The organism is Azospirillum sp. B2RO_4 (assembly GCF_051124815.1).
GTDB lineage: Bacteria > Pseudomonadota > Alphaproteobacteria > Azospirillales > Azospirillaceae > Azospirillum.
In genome coordinates this window covers 1,461,679-1,478,083 of the sequence record NZ_CP118485.1, presented here as the reverse complement: position 1 = coordinate 1,478,083, position 16,405 = coordinate 1,461,679, and the positions used below count along the sequence as shown (strand labels likewise).

Below are 16,405 nucleotides of genomic sequence, written 5' to 3'. Positions count from 1 at the left end.
TTTTCCCATTGAGGACCCGATGCCCATCTTCCTGTTTCCCGACGACCCCTTCTGGAACGAGGAGGCCGACGCCGTGGAGTTCGCGGTGCAGGTCGGGGAGTATCAGGGCCGGGTCTTCGTCACCCGCCGCACCCTGCAGGGCGTCGTCGGCCATACGCCGAAGCCGGACGAGGCGGTTCAGCAGGTCTGCATGAACCGCCCCCTGTTCGAACGGGCGACCGAACAGCGGATCTTGGCCCGCGCGCTCGATCCCGATGCCAACATCCACCTGACCGGCCGCGACCTTCACCGCGCGGCCGGCTGAACCGAAGACTTAAGCCCCCGCAAATCAATCCAGATGGGCGTAGCGGCCGCGGAAGTAGAGCAGCGGGTCGCCGTCCTCGCGTGAGGTCAGGTTGCGGACGCGGCCCAGCACGATGACGTGGTCGCCGCCGTCCAGCAGATGCTCGCGGTCGCATTCCAGCGTGGCGAGGCAGCCGGTCAGCAGGCGGACGCCGCCACGGCCGGTGGTGGTCTCCAGCCCGGCCCAGCGCTCCTGCAGGTCGCGGCGGGAGAAGCGGTTGGACAGCTCCTCCTGGTCGGCGGCCAGGATGTTCACGGCGAAATGCGGGGCGACGTTGAACGCCTCGAACGACATCGCGGCACGGCCCAGGCAGAACTGCACCAGCGGCGGGTCGAGCGACACGGACGAGAAGGAGTTCACCGTCACCCCCAGCGGCAGCCCGTCGGGCGCGATGGTGGTGATGACGGCGATCCCGGTGGCGAAGCAGCCGAGGGCGGAACGGAACGCGAGAGGATCGATCGGCTGTTCGGTGGTCATGACGTCCTGTGGTGTGGGCCGGGGTGGAGGGGCGAGCGGAGAAGAGGGCAGGGACCCGTGCAAGGCCCCCGGAATGGCCGAAGATGACACTGAAAGTAGGAAATACCGGGAATTAATCCAGCATGCCATCCGGCGCAAGCCGCATCTCCGTCGCATCCCCGCCCCGTCTCCGCTGCATCTCCGCCGCGACTCCCTTTGGCGGCAACGTCGTTAAACGGATCTTAATCAAACCCGGTCAGGGTTTTGCCGCGGCGGACGGCCGCCGCGTCCACCGCGGCACCGCGCGCGGAAAACGGCCTTCGGGCCTCGAACCATTCGCCACGGCCAGGGCATGAGCGGTAATTCCGGCGGCGACGAGCGGCCAATCATCATCAAGAAGAAGAAGGGCGGGCACGGCGGCCACCATGGTGGCGCGTGGAAGGTGGCCTATGCCGACTTCGTGACCGCGATGATGGCCTTCTTCCTGCTGCTGTGGCTGCTGAACGTCACCACGTCGGACCAGCGCAAGGGCATCGCCGACTATTTCTCGCCCGTCTCGGTCAGCCGCGAACAGTCGGGTTCCGGCGGCATGCTGGGCGGCAAGACCATCACGGTGCCGGGCGCGCAGATCTCCCCCAGCTCGCCGATGTCGGCCGATGTGCCGGTCTCGGGTCCGCCCGGCTATTCGTCGCAGCAGACCGATGACGCCGACGACCCGACCGAATCGGCCGTCGGACCCGGACAGGGGACCGGCCCGGGCAAAGCGGGCAAGGACTCGGCGGCCAACGGCACGGCGGATGCGGACGTCGCCGACCAAAAGCCGAACGAGACCCGCGCCGAGTTCCAGAAGCGGATGGAGGAGATGGCCAAGCAATTGGGCATCCCCGGCCAGAAGCCCGGCGAAAAGCTGTCCGACTTCGGCGAGCGGGTGAAGGAGGCGATGGACAGCCTGCAGGGTGCGGCCAAGGAAGCCCGCCAGTTCCAGCAGGCGGCCACCGAGATCCGTCAGGCGATCCAGTCGGTGCCGGAGCTTGAACCGCTGGCCCAGAACCTGATGATCGACCAGACGCCGGAGGGCTTGCGCATCCAGATCGTCGATCAGGACCGCGTGTCGATGTTCCCGGGCGGCTCCGGCCAGATGTATCCGCAGACCCGCCAGCTGGTGCAGCAGGTGGCGAAGGCGCTGTCGAAGCTGCCCAACAAGCTGTCGATCAGCGGCCATACCGATTCCACGCCGTTCCCCGCCGGGTCCGGCCGCGACAACTGGGATCTGTCGACCGAGCGGGCCAACGCCACCCGCCGCGCCCTGCTGGCCGGCGGCATCGACCCGTCGCGAATCCAGGATGTCGTCGGCAAGGCCGACCGCGACCCGCTGGTCGCCGATCAGCCCAACAGCCCGCGCAACCGCCGCATCACCATGGTCCTGCTGCGCGAAACCCAGGCGGCACCGGCGGCCGGCGGCCAGTCCGGCGGTGGCGGTGCTCCCACCAAAGCACGATAAGTCTTCGGTGGCGCCGGTACTTTGGCGCTAATTTCCGGGATCGTCCGCGTCCGAAATCTTGCTTTGTCATTGCGTCGCACAACGGTACGCGCGTTTGCCCTGTTCAAAGCGCGCGGCGTTGCGTCATACTTCCTGCACAATGCGACATGGCCGGGGCGATGCCGCCCGGCCCGCGATGATCGGTCAGATACAAGCGCGGGGGAGTCTGTGAGCGTACCCGAGGGCAAACCGTCCGACCTTTTGTCATCCTACAATCCTGGCCTGTACTTCGACGAGTTGTTCGGAGCCATGGATTTTCCGGCCGAACACACGGCGCTGATCCGCCAGAGGCTGGCCGCGCTCGACTTCGATGAACTGCGCCGCCGCGCGCAGGATGCGGAGCGGGAGCTTTACAATCTCGGCATCACCTTCATCGTCTATTCCGACAAGGACGCCGTCGACCGCATCCTGCCGTTCGACGTGATCCCGCGGGTGATCTCCGCACCGGAATGGAAGCATCTGGAGGCGGGCGTCACGCAGCGGGTCGCCGCGCTGAACCTGTTCTTGCACGACATCTATCACGACCAGAAAATCCTGAAGGACGGGGTGATCCCGCGGGATCTGGTGGAGGGGAACCACAATTTCCGCCCGCAGATGATCGGGCTGGATGTTCCCTTCAACACCTACATCCACATCATGGGCACCGATCTGGTGCGCGACCGCCATGGCACCTTCCGCGTGCTGGAGGACAATGGCCGCGTTCCGTCCGGCGTCTCCTATGTCGTGGAGAACCGCCATATGATGCAGCGGGTCTTCCCCGACCTGATGCAGGACATCGGCATCCGCCCGGTGGACAATTACGGCCACAAGCTGCTCGACGCCATGGTGGAGATCGCGCCGGTCGACGATCCCCAGGTCGTCCTGCTGTCGCCCGGCACCTACAACTCCGCCTATTTCGAGCACATCTTCCTGGCGCGCGAGATGGGCGTGCCGCTGGTGGAGGGGCGCGATCTGGTGGTGGACAACGACCGCGTCTTCATGAAGACAACCAACGGTCTGGCCCCGGTCCATTCGATCTACCGCCGGTTGGACGACGCCTTCCTCGATCCCAAGGCCTTCAACCCCGACAGCCTGCTGGGCGTGCCCGGCATTCTGGAGGCTTATCGCAAGGGCAATGTCGCGCTGGCGAACGCCATCGGCACCGGCGTGGCCGACGACAAGGCGGTCTATTGCTATGTGCCGCGGATGATCAAATACTACCTGGACCAGGACCCGATCATCCCGAATGTCGACACCCGCATCTGCCGCGAGGCCGACGCCCTGCAATACACGCTCGACAATCTGGCCGATCTGGTGGTGAAGCCGGTGGGCGAGGCCGGCGGCTACGGCATCACCATCGGTCCGCGCGCCAGCAAGGCCGAACTGGAGGATTGCCGGGCCAAGCTGCTGGCCGATCCGTCCAACTACATCAGCCAGCCGGTGGTCGACCTTTCGGTCTGCCCGACCGTCTGCGACGACGCCATCGAGCCGCGCCACGTCGATCTGCGCCCCTTCGCCATCACCGGCAAGAGCACCTGGGTCCTGCCCGGCGGCCTGTCGCGCGTGGCGCTGAAGAAGGGCACGCTGATCGTCAACTCGTCCCAGGGCGGCGGCTCCAAGGACACCTGGGTTCTGGAAGGTGGTGCGGCATGAACCTGCTGTCCCGTTACGCCGAGTGCATTTTCTGGATGGCGCGCTATATGGAGCGGGCCGAGAATCTGGCCCGCATCATGGACGTGCACGAAACCTTCGCGCGCGACACCCGCGGGGCGACCAACTGGTTCTCCATCGTCCAGCTGAACGCCGACGAGAAGGACTTCTTCAGCCGCCATGACCGCCCGACGGCGGAAGCGGTGATCCATTACTATATGTTCGACCCGCAGAACCGGAATTCGCTGCTGTCGATGCTGCGGATGGCGCGGGAGAATGCGCGGACCCTGCGCCCCTGGATCTCGACCGAGATGTGGACGCAGATCAACGTGTTCCACAACAAGCTGCTGGAGATGTCGGTCAAGGACGTGGCGACGCAGAACCTGTCCAAGGTCTGCACCTGGATCAAGGAGGAATGCCAGACCCACACCGGCATCACCGAGGGCACCTTCTACCGCGACCAGGGCTGGTACTTCTACCAGATGGGCAAGTATATCGAACGGGCGGACCAGACCACGCGCCTGCTCGACATCAAGTACCACACGCTGCTGCCGTCGCCGCTCGACGTCGGCTCCACGCTGGACGTCAGCCAGTGGACGACGGTGCTGCGCTGCACCGCCGGCTACCATGCCTTCCGCCGCGTCTATCCCCGCGGAATGTCGCCGACCACGGTCGCCGGCTTCATGCTGTTCAACGAGGGGTTCCCGCGTTCCGTCGTGATGTGCGTGCGGCAGATCGACGGGGTGCTGACCCGGATTCGCTCGCGCTACGACCTGCGCGGCGGGTCGGCGGCGATGGAGCGGGTGGACGAGCTGCTGGCGGCGCTGCTGTCGCGGCCGATCGATGCCGTGCTGCGTGACGGCCTGCACGAATATCTCGATTGGATACAGCTGCAACTGAGCGTGGTCACCACGGAGATCGCGCAAGCCTTCTTCGGCGTACAGCCTCCTCTGGCAGTTCAGAGCCAGTCGCAGTAAGCTCGGGTCCGGCGGAGGGGCACCCGCTCCTCCGCCTCCTCTTCACTGTCGTGGTGGTTGTCGGTCAGAATGTCGGTCATCCAGCCGCCGCAGCGTCCATTGCAGCAATTCTTCCGGTCGGGGCCGATGCCCTGCCCCTATCTGCCCGGACGTGTGGAACGCAAGCTGTTCACCCGCCTGATCGGTCCCTTCGCGACCGAGGTGAACTCCACCCTGTCGCGTGCCGGCTTCCGCCGCAGCCACGACATCGTCTACCGGCCGGTCTGCCCCAACTGCCAGGCCTGCGTGCCGGTGCGCGTGCCGGTGGCGGAGTTCGTGCCGACCCGGTCGCAGCGCCGGGTGCTGAAGCTGAACGAAGGGGTGACGCTGGCGGAACGCCCGGCCTACGCCACGTCGGAACAGTACCGGCTGTTCGCGCTCTATCAAAACTCCCGCCATGGCGATTCCGACATGGCGCGAATGGCGATGGGCGACTTCGCCGCCATGGTGGACGAGGGCAGGGCGGACACCAACCTGCTGGAGGCGCGCGACGAGCGCGGCCAACTGGTCGGCTGCATGCTGACGGATCGGTTGGCCGACGGCTATTCGGCGGTCTACAGCTTCTACGACGCGGCGCAGGACCGCCGCAGCCTGGGCACCTTCATGATCCTGGGCCTGATCGAACGGGCGCGGCTCGCCGGCATGCCTTATGTCTATCTCGGCTACTGGATCGCCCATAGCCGCAAGATGGCCTACAAGGCGAAGTTCCATCCACTGGAATGCCTGGGCGAGGACGGCTGGCGCCCTGCCGGTATCGTAGAACGGGATACCGAATAGAAGCACCGCCGGCATTGTTGCGGCCGGCGGTGCCTTGTTTGACGTTCACGCAGGATCCGGGTGACGTGTTTGCTCAGGCGGCCTTGATGTCGCTCAGGAACTTTTCGACATCCCGGCGCATCAATTCTGCCTGCTTGGACAGTTCGCCGGCGGCGCCCAGCACCTGACCGGTGGCATTGCCGGCCTCGCCTGCGGCTTGAGTGACCTGGACGATGCTTCCCGTCACCTCCTGCGTACCGGCGGCGGCCTGCTGGACGTTGCGGGAGATTTCGTTGGTCGCTGCGCTCTGCTCCTCGATCGCGGCGGCGATGCCGGTGGTGATGTCGTTGATGTTGCCGATGGTGCCGCCGATACCGGTGATCGCGGAAACCACGCCCTGGGTCGTCTGCTGGATGGCGCCGATCTGGCTGGCGATTTCGTCCGTCGCCTTCGCGGTCTGTCCGGCGAGGCTCTTGACCTCGCTGGCGACCACCGCGAAGCCCTTGCCGGCCTCTCCCGCCCGCGCAGCCTCGATGGTGGCGTTCAGAGCCAGCAGGTTGGTCTGGCTGGCGATGGAGTTGATGAGTTCGACCACCGCCCCGATCCGCTGGGCGGCATCGGCGAGACTGCGCACCGCGTCGCTGGTCTGCGCCGCCTCCGCAACCGCCTTGCCGGCGATGTCGGCCGAGCGGGCGATCTGGCTGCCGATCTCGCGGATGGAACTGGCCATTTCCTCGGTCGCGGTTGCGACCGTCTGGACGTTGGCGCTGGTCTGTTCCGCGGCCGACGCCACGACGGTGGCCTGACTGCTGGTCTGCTGCGCCATTGCCGACATGGAGTGCGCGGTGGCGTCAAGTTCCGACGCGGCCGACGCCACGGTGCGCAGGGCGGCGCTGGACGAGGTTTCGAACGAGGCCAGCAAACGCTCGATCGCCGCGGTGCGCCGTGCTTTGGTCTGCTGTTCGGCGGCCTCGGCCGAGGCGAGGCGGTCTGCCTCGATCAGGCCGTCCTTGAAGATCTGGACTGCGCGGGCCATGGCGCCCAACTCATCCTTCCGTGCCGTTCCATCGACGGCAACCGAAAGTTCCCGGTTCGCCAGACGACCCATGGTTGAGGTCAGGTTTTGGATCGGCCGAACCACAGTGGACAGCATCGAGAAAGCAATGGCGATGCAGATCACGGCAACCAATCCGGAAAAAACAATGATAAGAAGTTTGCTGTTTTCATACAGGTTCTGGCCATTGTCGGCGGCCTTGGCGCCCTCACGCGTATTGAAGTCGATCAGCTTTTGCAGAAGGTTTTTCGCCGTCCTGTACTGCTCTCTCGCTTGGCCACGGAAAATGTTCGCGGCCTCTTCGGTCTGGTTTTTGCTTGAGAGCGGAAGAAGGACCGTTCTACTGGTTTTCAGATAGCTGTCCCATGCTGATTTGAACGCCTGATAGGTATCGGTCTCGTATCCAGGCGTCAGCATGGCGGCGTAAGTCTTATCGGCCTCTTCGAACGATTTGAGGATTTCCTCCATGGTTTTTTCTTCGGCGCGCATTCCTTCGTCCGATGTGGAGATGATATGCGCGCCCTCAATGATTCGGTAGTAATCGAATAGCGTGTAAAGATTGGCGACCGCAGCGACGGACGGAAGCCAATTGTTTCTGATGTCGAGAGACTTATCGTTCATCGAAGACATCTGCAGAATGGAGAAGCCTCCAAACGCAATGAACATGATTACGACCGCGGTAAAGGAAGCGATCGACTTCATTCGAACCGTCATGTTCGATAGCCACGGCATTCCCCGTCTCCTGCAAAAGGCATCGGCGCTGTTTGGTTAAGGCCCTGAAGCTGGCCGGCACCCTATCGTCACGCCGCGGTGGACGTCTTCGATATGGCGACTGACCACCTAAGCAAGGAGTGCGCCATCACGCTCCGGTTTGTGGAGCGCTAAGAAAACCAAAGGCTTGGCCGACGACAATCGGTCCAACCAACATCTCGTTACCCAAGCCGCCCGGTTCGCGGTGTGGCGAGTTGACGCAGCCAGTGCGAATTGCAAAGCATTCCGCAGCACGCGCCTACGGGATTCTACTTAGCTCCAACGTAGCCCTTGCCGCTGGAAGGCCGGAAAAGGATAGTCCCGTCCAATCCTATCTTTTGGTATACCCTCGATCCGAGAGAGGGTTGCTACCTGTCGCGCGTGCGCGGCTGCAACAAAAGCAAAAGGGGACGGCACAAGCCGCGCCCCCGCAACAGGGAGGTTTCTCCTTTGAGAGGTCTGCTCAGACTAAGCGGGCTCATCGATGCCATGAACGAAGGCATCGGCAAGCTCGCCTACTGGCTCGTGCTGGTCGCCGTCGCCGTCAGCGCCGTCAACGCGGTGGTCCGCTATGGGCTGAACACCAGCTCCAACGCGTGGCTGGAACTGCAATGGTATCTGTTCTCGGGCGTGTTCCTGCTGTGCGCCGGCTATACTTTCCTGCGCAACGAACACATCCGCATCGACATCGTGCTGGGCCGCTTTTCCAAGCGGGTGCAGGCCTGGGTCGACGTCTTCGGCATCATCTTCTTCATGTTCCCGATGACGCTCATCATCATGGTGCTGTCCTGGCCGATGTTCATGGACAGCTTCGTCACCGATGAGATGTCGAGCGACGCCGGCGGCCTGATCCGCTGGCCCGTGAAGCTTCTGGTCCCGGTCGGTTTCTTCCTGCTCACCGCGCAGGGTGTCTCGGAACTGATCAAGCGCATCGCATTTCTCACCGGCCATCGCAAGGAGCCGGGCGAGAAAATGCACAGCCATTCCTAAGGACCGGGAGCGCCCCTGATGGTCGAGTTCGTAACCGCCAACATGGCGCCGCTGATGTTCGGCGCGCTGGTGTTCTTCCTGCTGATGGGTTTCCCGGTCGCCTTCGCGCTGGCCGCGAACGGCCTGGTGTTCGGTCTGATCGGCATCGAGCTGGGTCTGCTGACCCCGGCGCTGATGCAGGCGCTGCCGGAACGCGTGTTCGGCATCATGCGCAACGACACGTTGCTGGCCATTCCATTCTTCACCTTCATGGGCCTGATCCTCGAACGGTCCGGCATGGCCGAGGATCTGCTCGACACCATCGGGCAGCTGTTCGGTCCGGTCCGCGGAGGTCTGGCCTATGCGGTGATCTTCGTCGGCGCACTGCTGGCGGCGACGACCGGCGTGGTCGCGGCCTCGGTCATCTCCATGGGCCTGATCTCGCTGCCGATCATGCTGCGCTACGGCTATGACCGCCGCATCGCCACCGGCGTCATCGCCGCGTCGGGCACGCTGGCGCAGATCATCCCGCCGTCGCTGGTGCTGATCGTCCTGGCCGACCAACTCGGCCGCTCGGTCGGCGACATGTATGCCGGCGCGCTGGTTCCCGGCCTCGTGCTGACCGGCCTCTACACCGGCTACATCATCCTGACCAGCATCATCCGCCCGGCTTCGGTGCCGGCGCTGCCGCCGGAAGCCCGCACGCTGCGCGGGTGGAAGCTGCTGCTCCGCGTCATCACCTCGCTGGTGCCGCCGCTGGTGCTGATCTTCCTGGTTCTGGGCACCATCTTCATCGGCATCGCCACCCCGACCGAGGGCGGCGCCATGGGCGCGGCCGGCGCCATCCTGCTGGCGCTCGCCAAGCGGCAGCTGAGCTGGAGCCTGATGCGTCAGGCGATGGACTCCACCGCCAAGCTGTCGTCCTTCGTGGTGTTCATCCTGATCGGTTCGACCGTCTTCGGTCTGGTGTTCCGCGCGGTGAATGGCGATCTCTGGGTCGAACATCTGCTGACCGGTCTGCCGGGCGGGCAGGTGGGCTTCCTGATCGTCTGCAACATCCTGGTCTTCGTCCTGGCCTTCTTCCTCGATTTCTTCGAGCTGGCCTTCATCATCGTCCCGCTGCTGGGGCCGGTGGCGGACAAGCTGGGCATCGACCTGATCTGGTTCGGCGTGCTGCTGGGCGTGAACATGCAGACCAGCTTCATGCACCCGCCCTTCGGCTTCGCGCTGTTCTTCCTGCGGTCGGTGGCGCCAAAGACCGACTACATCGACAAGATCACCGGGAAGACAATCGCGAAAATCACCACCGGTCAGATCTATTGGGGTGCGGTTCCGTTCGTCTTCATCCAGATCATCATGGTGATCCTCGTCATCTCCTTCCCGCAGTTGGTCGATGCCGGCCGCGACAAGGGACCGAAGATCAATCTGGACGACGTGAAGATCGAAATTCCGGCCTTCGATACCCAGGAAGTCGCTCCGCCCTTCGGCGCTCCGGCACAGCCGGATTCAAGCCCGAACGACGACATCATGCGGCAGCTTCAGGGCAAGTGACGGCAATCGTCACCAAGCCTGGACACGAAAAGGGGGCCGGTTTTTCCGGCCCCTTTCTTGTTGATGCATAATCGGTTGGGAAAGGGTCAGCGCGACTTGGTGGCACCGGCCCAGTTGGTCGGCGCGGTTCCGGTAGAGGGAAGAACTCCGCCGCTGCCAAGCGAGACCATGCGGTCACTTCCCGCGATTGGCGGCAGGGCGGCGAATTCCTCCGCCGTCATGCCGGTCAGGATCACGGCCTGACGGTTGCGGGCGTAGCGCAGGTTGTCGCTGGGGACCATCACCTTGTGCTCGTTCGGGTAGCGTGGGGCGCCGACGGTGACGATTGCCTGTTCGACCCGGTTGCTCGGCGCGATCACGAGATCGCTGACATTGCCGAGGATGCGGCGGCCGTCGGGCGTCTGCACGGTCAGCCCGACCAGTTCCACCGGCGGTTTGGTCGCCACATCCGCCGATGGGACGCCGCCCATGTCGGAACTGGCGCAGGCGCCCAGGGCCAGAACCGGCAAGATTGCCAGAGCCGACAGGCTGGGGAGTGGCATGCGCAGGGAAAGGCGGCGGTGATCCATCGGTCTTGGCCCTCTTGCTGACGGCACGGAAATGTCCGCCTCTAAAACAGCACGAGCGTGGCCGGAGGTCCCTCGCGCCGACGGGGTGACCCCATCGCTCGCGAAGGACCTCCATCCGGACAGGTCAGGTGAAGATGAAATCGTGGCCGGCGCTGAGCCCGATCTGGTCCACGGTCAGCGACGAGCCGTCGGTGAAGGTGAAGACCGAATTCGAGCCGTTCGTCGTCATCGCCATCTCCCACGCGGCGTAGCCGTGGAATTCGATCTGGTCGATGCCTTTTTCGAAGTAGTTGATGGTGTCCTGCCCAAAGCCGCCGGGCGCCTGCTCCATCAGGAAGCGGTCGACCTGCCCGTCGGTGTAGCTGACCATCAGGTCGTTGCCGGTGCCCGGCTGGAACAGGTCGGCGCCGCCGTCGCGATAGCTGTCGTACAGCGTGTCGTTGCCGGCGCCGCCGATCATGGTGTCGTCGCCGCGCATCCCCTTGACGATATCGTCGCCGGTGCCGCCATTCAGCCAGTCATTGCCGTCGCCGCCGAACAGCTGGTCATTGCCGGCATCGCCCCACATCGAATCGTTGCCGGCCTCGTTGCCGCCATAGGGATCGCCCAGCCAGTCGTTGCCGTCGCCGCCATGGAGCTGGTCGTTGCCCAGCCCGCCGATCAGCGAGTCATTGCCGCGTTCGCCATACAGCAGGTCGTTACCGCCGGCGCCGTTGACGCGGTCGTCGCCATCCAAACCGTCCAGCCGGTCGTCATAGGCGGTGCCGGTCATGGCGTCGTTGTTCGAAGTCCCCCAGAACTGGCGCATGGCGTCTCTCCATCAGTGCCGTTAACGTGCTGTTAACGATTAACCAGATGTTAACCATGGGGCCGGGGCGGTCGAAAAGCGATAAAGTGGCAGTACAAACGGGACAGGGAGAGATGACACAGATAACTGAAACTTGATTGGATTTACGATATTCAATGTTTCTTTATCCGACGTATTTGTGATCGAAAGCGGGATCTTTCTGTGATGAAACGGAGACTTTGCTCCTCCTATGGGCAGGTTGGGGCCGGCGGAAGGGCACAGAGGCGCCGGCCGAAGGCGATGCGCGGCCGGGGAGGGCGGTAGGCCACAGGCAAAAGCACTGCCGGAACGGATCGTCCGAAAGAGGAGCGGCGGCGCAAATGCGCTTCCCGCTGTCCACGATTGCGGATCCGAGGGAGCGGGCAAAAAATAACCGGGCGTCCAAAGGAACGCCCGGTGCAGTCATATACAGGGAGGGTTAGAGACAAGAAGGTGTGTATACCCTTTGGCGGGGGTGCCGCTTTGATGTGGATCAAGAAATCCGGCAGCGGCGACGAACCGCGTCCCCTGTGCCCTCCCGCTCAGCCGTGGCTGTGCGAATGCCCGCCATAGAGGATGGACGGTTCGGTTTCGACCTCCTGGATCGTCTCCAGCTTTCCGTCCCGCCAGGCCCGATAGAAGCAGCTGCGCCGGCCGGTGTGGCAGGCGACGCCGTCCTGTTCGACGATCAACAGCAGGGTGTCGCCGTCGCAATCCACCCGGAAATCCTTCAGCCGCTGCACCTGTCCGGACGTCTCGCCCTTGCGCCACAGCCCGCCGCGCGACCGCGACCAATAGCAGACGCGGCCGGTGGACAAGGTCTCGACCACCGCATCGCGGTTCATCCAGGCCATCATCAGGATTTCGCCGCTGCCCTCGGCCTGGGCGATCGCCGGCACCAGACCGTCGGCGGTGAAGCGGATGGCGGCCAGCACCTCTTCAAAGGGGGCGACGTCGATCGACGGCGTGTCCGTCATGGCAAATCACTCCTTCACAGGCCCGCCGCTCAGAGGGCGGCGGCCATCCGGCGGAAGCCGGCCTCGAGATCGCGGATCAGGTCGTCGGGGCTTTCCAGGCCGGCATGCAGGCGCAGGACCTGACCGGGATCGGTCCAGCGGGTGGCGGAGCGCACCGCGGCCGGCCGTGTCGGCAGGATCAGGCTTTCGAACCCGCCCCAGCTGTAGCCCATGCCGAACAGCTCCATCCCGTCGAGCATCGCCGCCAGCGCCTTGCGCGGCACCTGGTTGATGACGATGGAGAACAGGCCGCTCGATCCGGTGAAGTCGCGCTTCCACAGTTCGTGGCCGGGGAAGTCGGGGCGGGCGGGGTGCAGCACGCGCGTCACCTCCGGCCGGGCGGCCAGCCAGTCGGCGATCGCCAGCGCGCTTTCCTGATGCTGGCGCATCCGCACCGACAGGGTGCGCAGGCCGCGCAGGCCGAGATAGAGGTCGTCAGGGCCGCCGCAGACACCGAAACGGGTGGCGGCCTTCTTCACCGCCGTCCAGCTTTCCTCGTCCCGGCAGGTGATCACGCCCAGCATCGCGTCGGCATGGCCGACCATATATTTGGTCGCGGCGTGGATCGACAGGTCGACGCCATGGTCGAACGGGCGGAAGAACAGCGGAGTCGCCCAGGTGTTGTCGATCATCACCGTGGCGCCGACCGTCTTTGCCGCCTTGGCGATGGCCGGAACGTCCTGCACCTCGAAGGTCAGGGAACCCGGCGATTCGAGGAAGACGACGCTGGTGTTCGGCCGCAGCAGCGCCGAGATGCCGGCGCCGATGCAGGGATCGTAGAACTCGACCTCCACGCCATAGGGCGCCAGCGTCTCCTTGGCGAAACGGCGGGTCGGACCATAGGCGCTGTCGGTGATCAGCACATGGTCGCCGGCCTTGGTGAAGGCCGACAGTGCGATGGCGATGGCGGCGAGGCCGGAGCCGGTGTTCACCGCGCGGTAACCGCCCTCCAGCGCCGCCGCCGCCTCTTCGAAGGCGAAGGTGGTGGGGGTGCCCATGCGGCCGTAATGCACGCCTTCCAGCGTGTTGCGGTCGCTTTCCTCCAGCGCGTCCAGCGTCGGGAACAGCACGGTCGAACAATGATAGACCGGCGGATTGACGATGCCGTGGTTGTTCCGCGGATCGCGGCCGGCATGAACGAGAATCGTGTCCTGCGTGACGTCCTTCATCGACTGTCCGTTTGGCTGGTGCGGCGATCCGGTGCGGCGGAGCCGAACATTGTATCATCCCGAATGCCCCGCGACCGTCGCCGATTGCGCCGAAGGGCCGTCAGCGGGCGGTATAGTCTGGTATCACCACAAATGCACGGATGATTCGACAAGCGGGATCAAGTTGATACACTCTTGTCCCACGCGCATGGCTGCGTCGCGATCCCCACAGGGGCGGTCCTTCGGGGCTACCCGAGGCTTCCCGGGGTTCACATGGCCGGCGTGGCCGGCGCGTCGTCAGACCGCTCAAATGCGAAGAACGCAAGAACAGGGTGGAGTTAATAATTATGAAGTCAGGGCTTCTCGCCGCCGCCGCGGCGGCCGTGGTCATTACCGCCAGCGCCGCCGCCGGTGCTGCCACGCTCGATACCGTCAAGCAGCGCGGCTTCGTGCAGTGCGGCGTCAACGCCGGCCTGCCGGGCTTCGGCAACCCCGACAGCGCCGGCAACTGGACCGGCCTCGACGTCGATTACTGCCGTGCCGTCGCCGTCGCCATCTTCAACGACCCGAACAAGGTCAAGTTCACCCCGCTGTCGGCGCAGCAGCGCTTCCCGGCCATCCAGTCGGGCGAAGTCGACCTGCTGTCGCGCAACACCACCGCCACGCTGACCCGCGACACCTCGGTCGGCCTGAACTTCGCCCCCGTCACCTATTATGACGGCCAGGGCTTCATGGTTCCGAAGAAGCTGGGCGTGAAGAGCGCCAAGGAACTGAACGGCGCCACCGTCTGCGTCCAGTCCGGCACCACCACCGAACTGAACCTCGCCGACTATTTCCGCGCCAACAACATGACCTACAACCCGGTCGTCATCGAGTCGAACGACGAGGTGAACGCCGCCTACTTCGCCGGCCGCTGCGACGTGCTGACGACCGACGTGTCCGGTCTGGCCGGCACCCGCGCCGGTGTCGCTCCGGTTCCGGAAGACCATGTCATCCTGCCGGAAGTCATCTCCAAGGAGCCGCTGGCCCCGGCCGTGCGCCATGGCGACGACCAGTGGTTCGACATCGTCAAGTGGACCGTCTACGCCACCATCCAGGCGGAGGAGTTCGGCATCAACTCCAAGAACATCGACGAGTTCGCCAACACCAAGAACCCGGACATCCAGCGCTTCCTCGGCACCTCGCCGGGCATGGGCAAGGCTCTCGGCCTGGACGAGAAGTGGGCCTACAACATCGTGAAGAAGGTCGGCAACTACGGCGAGATCTTCGACCGCAACGTCGGCCCGGGCACCCCGCTGAAGCTGGAGCGCGGCCTGAACGCGCTGTGGACCAAGGGCGGCCTGATGTACGCGCAGCCGTTCCGGTAAGGCAGACCACCGTTTGAAGGCCGCCCGTCGGGTACCTGCCGGGGGCGGCCTTCCGGTAGAGGAGCGGTCGCGAAGGGCGTCAGCGAAACGCCCGCGCATCTGACCGCATTGGGAGACATGTCGCATCCCCTACGGTGTGGGAAATGCCCGGAAAAACGTCCGGGACCGCGTGGGCACCGTATGGGGCGCGATGGTTGGGGGAGAGTAGTCCGTGGCGACCGAGACCCGGACCACCCAAGGCGCTCCGCCGCCGGGTGGCGTATCCATTTCCCTCAGCGACCCGACGTTCCGTGCCATCGTCTACCAGATCCTGGTGGTCGGCGCGGTCGCTCTGGTCGGCTGGTTCCTTATTTCCAACACGCTCGACAACCTCGCGCGGCGATCGATCGCGACCGGTTACGATTTCCTGGGGCGTGAAGCGGCCTTCGGCATCGGCGAGTCGCTGATCGACTATTCGCCGAAGGACACTTATGGCCGGGCCTTCCTGGTCGGCGTGTTGAACACGTTGAAGGTGTCGGTCATCGGCATCATCCTGGCGACGATCATCGGCACGGTCATCGGCGTTTCCCGGCTGTCCAGCAACTGGCTGATCGCCAAGCTGGCGTCGACCTACGTCGAGATCGTGCGCAACATCCCGCCGCTGCTGCAGCTGTTCTTCTGGTACGCGCTGGTTTCGGACGGACTGCCGGCGGTGCGTCAGGCGCTGAATCCGATTCCGGGTGTCTTCCTGTCGCAGCGCGGCTTGCGCTTCCCCGTGCCACTCGCCGATCCGGTCTGGGCCGAGATGGGCATCGCCCTGCTGGTCGGCATCGTCGCCGCCTGGGGCATGTCGCGCTGGGCCAAGGCGCGGCAGGCGCGCACCGGGCAGCCCTTCCCCGCGGGGTGGACCGCGCTGGGCCTGATCCTCGGCCTGCCGATCCTGACCTGGATCGCCGGCGGGGCGCCGACGGCGCTCGACATGCCAAAGCTGGCCGGCTTCAACTTCTCTGGCGGCCTTGCGATCTCGCCCGAGTTCTTCGCCATTCTGACCGGCCTCACGCTCTACACCGCGGCCTTCATCGCCGAGGTGGTGCGCAGCGGCATCAAGGCGGTCAACTGGGGCCAGACCGAGGCGGCGCGCGCGCTCGGCCTGCCGAGCGGTCCGACGCTGCGTCTGGTGATCCTGCCGCAGGCGCTGCGGGTGATCGTGCCGCCGCTGACCAGCCAGTATCTGAACCTGATGAAGAACAGCTCGCTGGCGCTGGCCATCGGCTATCCCGATCTGGTGTCGATCGCCAACACGACGCTTAACCAGACCGGTCAGGCGATCGAAGGCGTGACGATGATCATGGGCACCTATCTGGTCATCAGCCTCAGCATCTCGATCTTCATGAACTGGTACAACAAGCGCATCGCGCTGGTGGAGCGGTAACGGC

At 64.7% G+C, this 16,405-nt stretch carries 15 protein-coding genes; 9 read left to right on the top strand and 6 right to left on the bottom strand.

The features are described from left to right. Positions 1-19: 19 nt before the first annotated feature. Complete coding sequence (locus tag PWS46_RS07040) at positions 20-304, top strand: DUF1488 domain-containing protein (RefSeq protein WP_434612975.1); 285 nt, start codon at positions 20-22, stop codon at positions 302-304. A 24-nt stretch (positions 305-328) separates the two neighbouring features. On the opposite strand, the gene PWS46_RS07035 is transcribed toward PWS46_RS07040, so the two are convergent. Next, positions 329-820, bottom strand: a complete 492-nt coding sequence (locus tag PWS46_RS07035; RefSeq protein WP_149196869.1) for a flavin reductase family protein — start codon at positions 818-820, stop codon at positions 329-331. A 331-nt stretch (positions 821-1,151) separates the two neighbouring features. On the opposite strand from PWS46_RS07035, the gene PWS46_RS07030 reads away from it, so the two are divergent. From PWS46_RS07030 to PWS46_RS07015, 4 genes are all read left to right on the top strand, one after another. Further along, positions 1,152-2,300, top strand: coding sequence for a flagellar motor protein MotB (locus PWS46_RS07030; protein WP_434612971.1), 1,149 nt, complete (start codon positions 1,152-1,154; stop codon positions 2,298-2,300). A 288-nt stretch (positions 2,301-2,588) separates the two neighbouring features. After that, positions 2,589-3,971 (top strand): circularly permuted type 2 ATP-grasp protein, encoded by a 1,383-nt coding sequence (locus PWS46_RS07025; protein ID WP_434612968.1) that lies wholly within the window; start codon positions 2,589-2,591, stop codon positions 3,969-3,971. Beyond that, positions 3,968-4,945 (top strand): alpha-E domain-containing protein, encoded by a 978-nt coding sequence (locus PWS46_RS07020; RefSeq protein ID WP_434612965.1) that lies wholly within the window; start codon positions 3,968-3,970, stop codon positions 4,943-4,945. Before PWS46_RS07025 ends, PWS46_RS07020 begins: the two co-directional genes overlap by 4 nt. Positions 4,946-5,014: 69 nt before the next feature. Beyond that, positions 5,015-5,761 carry an arginyltransferase gene (locus PWS46_RS07015; RefSeq protein WP_434612962.1) on the top strand — a complete coding sequence of 249 codons (747 nt, stop codon included), beginning with the start codon at positions 5,015-5,017 and terminating at the stop codon, positions 5,759-5,761. A 73-nt stretch (positions 5,762-5,834) separates the two neighbouring features. Here the strand turns inward: PWS46_RS07015 and PWS46_RS07010 are convergent, their stop codons facing one another. Continuing rightward, positions 5,835-7,508, bottom strand: a complete 1,674-nt coding sequence (locus tag PWS46_RS07010) for a methyl-accepting chemotaxis protein (RefSeq protein ID WP_434619927.1) — start codon at positions 7,506-7,508, stop codon at positions 5,835-5,837. A 525-nt stretch (positions 7,509-8,033) separates the two neighbouring features. Between PWS46_RS07010 and PWS46_RS07005 the strand changes: the two genes are divergently transcribed. Both PWS46_RS07005 and PWS46_RS07000 read left to right on the top strand, forming a co-directional pair. Next, positions 8,034-8,534 (top strand): TRAP transporter small permease subunit, encoded by a 501-nt coding sequence (locus PWS46_RS07005; protein ID WP_434612959.1) that lies wholly within the window; start codon positions 8,034-8,036, stop codon positions 8,532-8,534. An 18-nt stretch (positions 8,535-8,552) separates the two neighbouring features. After that, positions 8,553-10,064 (top strand): TRAP transporter large permease, encoded by a 1,512-nt coding sequence (locus PWS46_RS07000; protein WP_434612956.1) that lies wholly within the window; start codon positions 8,553-8,555, stop codon positions 10,062-10,064. An 86-nt stretch (positions 10,065-10,150) separates the two neighbouring features. Here PWS46_RS07000 and PWS46_RS06995 read toward each other — a convergent pair whose 3' ends face one another. The 4 genes from PWS46_RS06995 to metC all read right to left on the bottom strand — a co-directional run bounded on the left by PWS46_RS06995 (position 10,151) and on the right by metC (position 13,644). After that, positions 10,151-10,633: a PRC-barrel domain-containing protein gene (locus PWS46_RS06995; protein WP_434612953.1), complete on the bottom strand. Its 483-nt coding sequence runs from the start codon at positions 10,631-10,633 to the stop codon at positions 10,151-10,153. 124 nt (positions 10,634-10,757) lie between these two features. Beyond that, positions 10,758-11,441, bottom strand: coding sequence for a calcium-binding protein (locus PWS46_RS06990; RefSeq protein ID WP_434612950.1), 684 nt, complete (start codon positions 11,439-11,441; stop codon positions 10,758-10,760). A 560-nt stretch (positions 11,442-12,001) separates the two neighbouring features. After that, positions 12,002-12,436: a phosphoribosyl-AMP cyclohydrolase gene (gene hisI / locus PWS46_RS06985; protein ID WP_434612947.1), complete on the bottom strand. Its 435-nt coding sequence runs from the start codon at positions 12,434-12,436 to the stop codon at positions 12,002-12,004. 29 nt (positions 12,437-12,465) lie between these two features. Beyond that, a complete protein-coding gene (gene metC, locus PWS46_RS06980) occupies positions 12,466-13,644 on the bottom strand; it encodes a cystathionine beta-lyase (protein WP_434612944.1) in 1,179 nt (392 codons plus the stop codon). Positions 13,645-13,970: 326 nt separating this feature from the next. Between metC and PWS46_RS06975 the strand changes: the two genes are divergently transcribed. Together PWS46_RS06975 and PWS46_RS06970 are read left to right on the top strand one after the other, a co-directional pair. Next, on the top strand, positions 13,971-14,990 hold the full coding sequence (locus tag PWS46_RS06975) for a transporter substrate-binding domain-containing protein (RefSeq protein ID WP_434612941.1): 1,020 nt from the start codon (positions 13,971-13,973) through the stop codon (positions 14,988-14,990). Positions 14,991-15,201: 211 nt separating this feature from the next. Next, on the top strand, positions 15,202-16,401 hold the full coding sequence (locus PWS46_RS06970; RefSeq protein ID WP_434612938.1) for an amino acid ABC transporter permease: 1,200 nt from the start codon (positions 15,202-15,204) through the stop codon (positions 16,399-16,401). Positions 16,402-16,405: the final 4 nt, after the last annotated feature.

What these genes read in the sequence shown, in the direction of transcription:
- PWS46_RS07040 (WP_434612975.1), top strand. Translation starts at nt 20, where the DNA reads ATGCCCATCTTCCTGTTTCCCGACGACCCCTTCTGGAACGAGGAGGCC.
- PWS46_RS07000 (WP_434612956.1), top strand. Translation starts at nt 8,553, where the DNA reads ATGGTCGAGTTCGTAACCGCCAACATGGCGCCGCTGATGTTCGGCGCG.
- PWS46_RS07030 (WP_434612971.1), top strand. Translation starts at nt 1,152, where the DNA reads ATGAGCGGTAATTCCGGCGGCGACGAGCGGCCAATCATCATCAAGAAG.
- PWS46_RS07010 (WP_434619927.1), bottom strand. Translation starts at nt 7,508, where the DNA reads ATGACGGTTCGAATGAAGTCGATCGCTTCCTTTACCGCGGTCGTAATC.
- PWS46_RS07020 (WP_434612965.1), top strand. Translation starts at nt 3,968, where the DNA reads ATGAACCTGCTGTCCCGTTACGCCGAGTGCATTTTCTGGATGGCGCGC.
- PWS46_RS07035 (WP_149196869.1), bottom strand. Translation starts at nt 820, where the DNA reads ATGACCACCGAACAGCCGATCGATCCTCTCGCGTTCCGTTCCGCCCTC.
- hisI (WP_434612947.1), bottom strand. Translation starts at nt 12,436, where the DNA reads ATGACGGACACGCCGTCGATCGACGTCGCCCCCTTTGAAGAGGTGCTG.
- PWS46_RS07025 (WP_434612968.1), top strand. Translation starts at nt 2,589, where the DNA reads ATGGATTTTCCGGCCGAACACACGGCGCTGATCCGCCAGAGGCTGGCC.
- PWS46_RS06990 (WP_434612950.1), bottom strand. Translation starts at nt 11,441, where the DNA reads ATGCGCCAGTTCTGGGGGACTTCGAACAACGACGCCATGACCGGCACC.
- PWS46_RS07015 (WP_434612962.1), top strand. Translation starts at nt 5,015, where the DNA reads ATGTCGGTCATCCAGCCGCCGCAGCGTCCATTGCAGCAATTCTTCCGG.
- PWS46_RS07005 (WP_434612959.1), top strand. Translation starts at nt 8,034, where the DNA reads ATGAACGAAGGCATCGGCAAGCTCGCCTACTGGCTCGTGCTGGTCGCC.
- metC (WP_434612944.1), bottom strand. Translation starts at nt 13,644, where the DNA reads ATGAAGGACGTCACGCAGGACACGATTCTCGTTCATGCCGGCCGCGAT.
- PWS46_RS06975 (WP_434612941.1), top strand. Translation starts at nt 13,971, where the DNA reads ATGAAGTCAGGGCTTCTCGCCGCCGCCGCGGCGGCCGTGGTCATTACC.
- PWS46_RS06995 (WP_434612953.1), bottom strand. Translation starts at nt 10,633, where the DNA reads ATGGATCACCGCCGCCTTTCCCTGCGCATGCCACTCCCCAGCCTGTCG.